Source organism: Streptomyces sp. NPDC127106, assembly GCF_042677605.1.
Taxonomy (GTDB): domain Bacteria; phylum Actinomycetota; class Actinomycetes; order Streptomycetales; family Streptomycetaceae; genus Streptomyces.
Map to the genome: position 1 here is coordinate 1 of NZ_JBHXTC010000010.1, position 5452 is coordinate 5452.

General features: G+C 72.8%; 4 protein-coding genes. 3 read left to right on the forward strand and 1 reads right to left on the reverse strand.

Annotated elements, in window-relative coordinates; translation table 11 throughout:
• Together ACFVGY_RS12225 and ACFVGY_RS12230 are read left to right on the forward strand one after the other, a co-directional pair.
• A partial coding sequence (locus ACFVGY_RS12225) for a DUF4190 domain-containing protein (RefSeq protein ID WP_385674951.1) occupies window positions 1–1171 on the forward strand: 1171 nt, incomplete at its 5' end.
• 97 nt (window positions 1172–1268) lie between these two features.
• Complete coding sequence (locus ACFVGY_RS12230) at window positions 1269–3023, forward strand: NAD+ synthase (protein ID WP_385674954.1); 1755 nt, start codon at window positions 1269–1271, stop codon at window positions 3021–3023.
• Between the two features lie 67 nt (window positions 3024–3090).
• Here the strand turns inward: ACFVGY_RS12230 and ACFVGY_RS12235 are convergent, their stop codons facing one another.
• On the reverse strand, window positions 3091–4119 hold the full coding sequence (locus tag ACFVGY_RS12235) for an endonuclease/exonuclease/phosphatase family protein (protein WP_385674957.1): 1029 nt from the start codon (window positions 4117–4119) through the stop codon (window positions 3091–3093).
• Between the two features lie 305 nt (window positions 4120–4424).
• Between ACFVGY_RS12235 and panB the strand changes: the two genes are divergently transcribed.
• The gene (gene panB / locus ACFVGY_RS12240) at window positions 4425–5285 is read left to right on the forward strand and encodes a 3-methyl-2-oxobutanoate hydroxymethyltransferase (RefSeq protein ID WP_385674960.1); all 861 of its coding nucleotides are present in this window, start codon (window positions 4425–4427) and stop codon (window positions 5283–5285) included.
• Window positions 5286–5452: the final 167 nt, after the last annotated feature.

Below are 5452 nucleotides of genomic sequence, written 5' to 3' on the forward strand. Positions count from 1 at the left end.
CCCGCCGGATCCTTGCCCCGCCTCTGTGCCCGTGCCGCCCGCGCCGCGGGCCCGGGCCCGGGGGGCGGCCCCCGCGCCCGCCACCGTCGGGCTTCCCGCCGCCGAGTCCGCTCCGGCGCCCGCCCCCGCGCCCGCTCCGGCCCCCGCCGCGGCGGGGCGCGACCCCTGGGCCGCCCCGGTCCCGGGGGCCACCCCCGCCCCGACGGCGCCCTCCGCCGGCCAGCAGGGCTTCGCAGCGCCCCCGCCCGGGCCCACCGCCGCGCCCGGCTACGGCGCCCCGGGCGGGCCCGTGGTGCCGCCGCAGGCCGTACCGCACACCGGAGCGTGGCCCGTGCCCGGCGCCGGCGGCGCCTGGTTCCGGCAGCCCGCCCCCGTCACCAACGGCCTGGCCGTCGCCGCCCTCGTCGTCGGCCTGATCTCCCTGCCCGTCGGCCCGATCCCGTTCCTCTTCTGGCTCGGCGCCATCCTCGGCGTGACCGCCGTCGGCCTCGGCATCGGCGCCGTCACCCGCGCCTCGGCCGGCGCCGGCCGCAAGGCGATGTCGATCGTCGGCACCGTCCTCGGCGTACTCGGCGTCGCCGCCTCCGTCGGCGGCTACTTCGTCACCCAGCACGTGGTCGACCGCATCGCCGACCACGCCGAAGCCCGCTTCGAAGCCCCCGAGTGGTACGACCCCGAGTTGGACCCCGGCGCCGACGAGCCCTGGCCGCCGAACCCCTCCGCGACCCCCGGTCGCCCCGCGCCGAAGCCGTGGCGCTCCGCGCCGCCCACGGGCCCCGGCATGACCACGCCGCTGCCGTTCGGCGAGACGTACACGTACCCGAACGGCATCAAGGTCAGCCTGTCCGCCCCGAAGCCGTACGTGTCGAAGAGCAAGTACGCGAGCATCCGCAACGCGGTGCAGATCACGATGACCATCACCAACGGCTCGCCCGAGAACCACAACGTCATCCACGCCGTGCCCGAGGTCCGCGACGACAAGGGCATGACCGCCCAGCTCGCCTTCGACGGCCGCGACGTGCCCAAGCTCATCCGCGGCGACATCCTGCCCGGCCAGTCCGCCAGCGGGGTCATCGCCTACGAGGTGCCCGAGGGCACGACCAACCTCAGCGCGGAGATCTCCCCCGGCATCCTGATGCCCGGCGCGAAGTTCGCCGGCCCGATCGGCTGATCCGGCAGCGGCCACGAGCACGCCCGCGGCCGCCCAGAACCCTTGTGGCACGGGGCCCCCAGGACATCGCGTCAGAAAGACGATTACACTGGGCCCCGTGCCTCAACTACGCCTCGCTCTGAATCAGATCGATTCGCACGTCGGCAACGTCTCCGCCAACGCCGACTCCGTCGTCCACTGGACCCGGCACTCCGCCGAGCAGGGCGCCCACCTCGTGGCGTTCCCCGAGATGATGCTGACCGGGTACCCCGTCGAGGACCTCGCCCTGCGCGCATCCTTCGTCGAGGCCTCCCGCTCCGCCCTGCACGGGCTGGCCGAGCGGCTGGCGGCCGAGGGCCTGGGCGAGGTCCCGGTCATCGTCGGATACCTCGACCGCTCCGAGCGCGCCGCGCCCCGCCTGGGCCTGCCCGCCGGCTCCCCCGAGAACGCGGCCGCCGTCCTGCACCGCGGCGAGGTGGTGCTCCGCTTCGCCAAGCACCACCTCCCCAACTACGGCGTGTTCGACGAGTTCCGGTACTTCGTCCCCGGCGACACCCAGCCGGTGATCCGCGTCCGCGGCGTCGACGTGGCCCTGGCCATCTGCGAGGACCTGTGGCAGGACGGTGGCCGGGTGCCCGCCACCCGGTCCGCCGGCGCCGGCCTGCTGATCTCCGTCAACGCCTCGCCGTACGAGCGCGAGAAGGACGACGTCCGCCTGGAACTGGTGCAGAAGCGGGCCCAGGAGGCGGGCTGCACGCTGGCCTACCTCGCGATGATCGGCGGTCAGGACGAGCTCGTCTTCGACGGCGACTCCATCGTCGTCGGGGCCGACGGCCGGGTCATCGCCCGCGCGCCGCAGTTCTCCGAGGGCTGCGTCCTGGTCGACCTCGACCTGCCCGCGGCGCCGGCCGACGCCCCCGAGGGCACCGTCGACGACGGCCTGCGGATCGACCGGGTGATCCTGTCCGAGGAGCCGGTCGAGCCGTACGAGCCGGCCGTTCCCGGCGGTTACGCCGACCGCCTCGACGACGACGAGGAGGTGTACGACGCGCTGGTCGTGGGCCTGCGCGCGTACGTCAAGAAGAACGGGTTCCGCTCCGTGCTGATCGGGCTCTCCGGCGGCATCGACTCGGCGCTGGTCGCCGCCATCGCCTGCGACGCGATCGGCGCGCAGAACGTGTACGGCATCTCGATGCCCTCGAAGTACTCCTCGGAGCACTCCAAGGACGATGCCGCCGAACTGGCACGCCGCACCGGCCTGAACTTCCGCACGGTGCCGATCGAGCCGATGTTCGACGCCTACATGGGGTCGCTGGGCCTGACCGGCCTGGCCGAGGAGAACCTCCAGTCCCGGCTGCGCGGCACCATGCTCATGGCGGTGTCCAACCAGGAGGGCCACATCGTCCTCGCCCCCGGCAACAAGTCGGAGCTGGCCGTCGGCTACTCCACCCTGTACGGCGACTCGGTCGGCGCCTACGGCCCGATCAAGGACGTGTACAAGACGGACGTGTTCCGGCTCGCGCGGTGGCGCAACCGGGCCGCGGCCGAACGCGGGGAGACCCCGCCCATCCCGGAGAACTCGATCGTGAAGCCGCCCAGCGCCGAGCTGCGGCCGGGCCAGGTGGACACGGACTCGCTGCCGGACTACCCGGTGCTGGACGCGATCCTGGAGCTGTACGTGGACCGCGACCAGGGCATCGAGGCGATCGTCGCGGCGGGGTTCGACCGGGAGGTCGTGGCCCGGACCCTGCGGATGGTGGACACCGCCGAGTACAAGCGCCGCCAGTACCCGCCGGGCACGAAGATCTCCGCGAAGGGCTTCGGCAAGGACCGCCGCCTGCCCATCACGAACGGCTGGCGCGAGCACGCCTGACGTGCGCACGCCCGGCACGGGCGCCCTCCGGCACCCGTACCGGGCGCGCCCGCGCCGGCGCCGGCGGCTACTTCGTCACCGTCACCCGGGCCGCGACCGGCAGGTGGTCGCTGCCGGTGCGCGGCAGGGTCCAGGAGGCCTCCGGCTTCATCCCGCGGACCATGACCTGGTCGATCCGGGCCATGGGGAACGGCGCGGGCCAGCTGAAGCCGAAGCCGTCGCCCGCCGCACCCTGGGTGGAGCGCATCTGCGAGGTGACCTCCGACAGGGAGCGGTCGTTCATGGTGCCGTTGAGGTCGCCGAGCAGGACGACCTTCCGCAGCGGCTCGGCGGCGAGCGCGGCACCCAGCGCGTCCGCGCTCTTGTCGCGCTGGTTGGCGGTGAAGCCGGCGTTCAGCTTGACCCGGACGGACGGCAGGTGGGCCACGAACACGGCGACCCGCCCCTGCGGGGTCTCGACGGTGGTGCGCATGGCCCGGGTCCAGCCCAGCCTGATGTCGACGGGCTTGCTGGAGCTCAGCGGGTACTTGCTCCACACGCCGACGGTCCCCTCCACGGCGTGGTACTTGTACGCACCCGCCAGCACCTGCTCGTAGACGGGGACGACACTGCCCTTGAGCTCGGTCAGGGCCAGCACGTCGGCCCCGGCCCCGGCCACCGACCGGGCGGTGCCCCGCGGGTCGGGGTTGTCGGCGTCGACGTTGTGGGTGGCGACCATCAGGTTGCCGCCGGATCCGGCCTTGTCGGTGACCAGGCCGCCGAAGAGGTTCACCCAGACGACGGCCGTCAGCAGTATCGCGATCAGCGCGGTCGCGGACTTGCGGACGACCGCGCCGACGAGGAGCAGCGGAACGAACGCGCCCAGCCAGGGCAGGAAGGTCTCGGTGAGGCTGCCCAGGTTGCCGACGCTGTTCGGCAGCTCGGCGTGGAGGATCATGACGAGCGCCAGCAGCACGGCGAACGCCGCGATCACGACGCCCCGCCGCCAGATGCCCGGGTCGCGCCGCAGCTCGGCCACGCGGCGCCGGAGGCGGGATCCGCGGGGCTCGGGCTCCGAGCCGCCGTTCCCGGTCTCCGTCATGTACGCCTGTGCCATGCCACTGCCCTCGCTGCCGTGCTCGCGCTCCGTCCCCCCACCCTGACCCTAGGCGATGGACGCAGACTTCCGTGCCGTTGTTCCGGCCGTACGTCCGGGAGGACGAACGGCCATACGGCCGGGGTTCCGGTTGTCACGAAACGCGCACATTCGGTCAGTAACCGGAGGATGTCCCGAGCCGGCCGTGCAGTGTGACCGGACGGTCACTCCCCCCACTTTCGCGGCCGGCCGGGCAGGTGCCACCATGGGGGTGAGTCCGGGGACGCCGTGAGGGCGCCTCGAGATGACATCAAGGAGCAGTTGCAATGACGCATGCCGTTTCGCCTGCCCGGGAAGCCACCTCCGCCACCCTGTACGGAGGCACGGGCACCCGACGGATCACCGTCCGCGACCTGACGCTCGCCAAGGAGCGCGGCGAGAAGTGGCCCATGCTCACCGCTTACGACGCGATGACCGCGTCCGTGTTCGACGAGGCCGGCATTCCGGTCATCCTCGTCGGCGACTCGATGGGCAACTGTCACCTCGGCTACGAGAACACCGTCCCGGTGACGATGGACGAGATGACGCTGCTGTCCGCGGCCGTCGTACGCGGCACCCGGCGGGCCATGGTCATCGGTGACCTGCCGTTCGGCTCCTACCAGGAAGGCGCCGTACAGGCGCTGCGCAGTGCCACCCGGCTCGTGAAGGAGGCCGGTGTCGGCGCCGTGAAGCTGGAGGGCGGCGAGCGCTCGCTGCGCCAGACCGAGCTGATCGTGCAGTCCGGCATCCCCGTCATGTCCCACCTGGGCCTGACCCCGCAGTCCGTCAACGCCATGGGCTACCGGGTCCAGGGCCGCGGTGACGAGGCCGCGCACCAGCTGCTCCGCGACGCCAAGGCGGCCCAGGACGCGGGGGCCTTCGCGGTGGTCCTGGAGCTCGTCCCGGCCGAACTGGCCGCCGAGGTCACCCGGTCGCTGCACATCCCGACGGTCGGCATCGGCGCGGGCGCGGACTGCGACGCGCAGGTGCTGGTGTGGACCGACATGATGGGCCTGACCGGCGGGAAGCTGCCGCGGTTCGTGAAGCAGTACGCGAACCTGCGCGCGACCATGACGGACGCGGCGAAGGCGTTCGCCGAGGACGTGGTGGGCGGAACGTTCCCCCAGGAGCAGCACACCTTCCACTGACCCACTGACCCACTGACCCACTGGCCCGCTGATCCGCTGATCCGCTGATCCGCTGATCCGCTGATCCGCTGCCCCCGCTGGTGGGGGGGGGGGGGGGGGGGCCGCCCCCGGGGGGGGGCGCGGGGGGGGGGAAGAAAAAAAAAAAACAAGCCCCCCCCCAAAAAAAA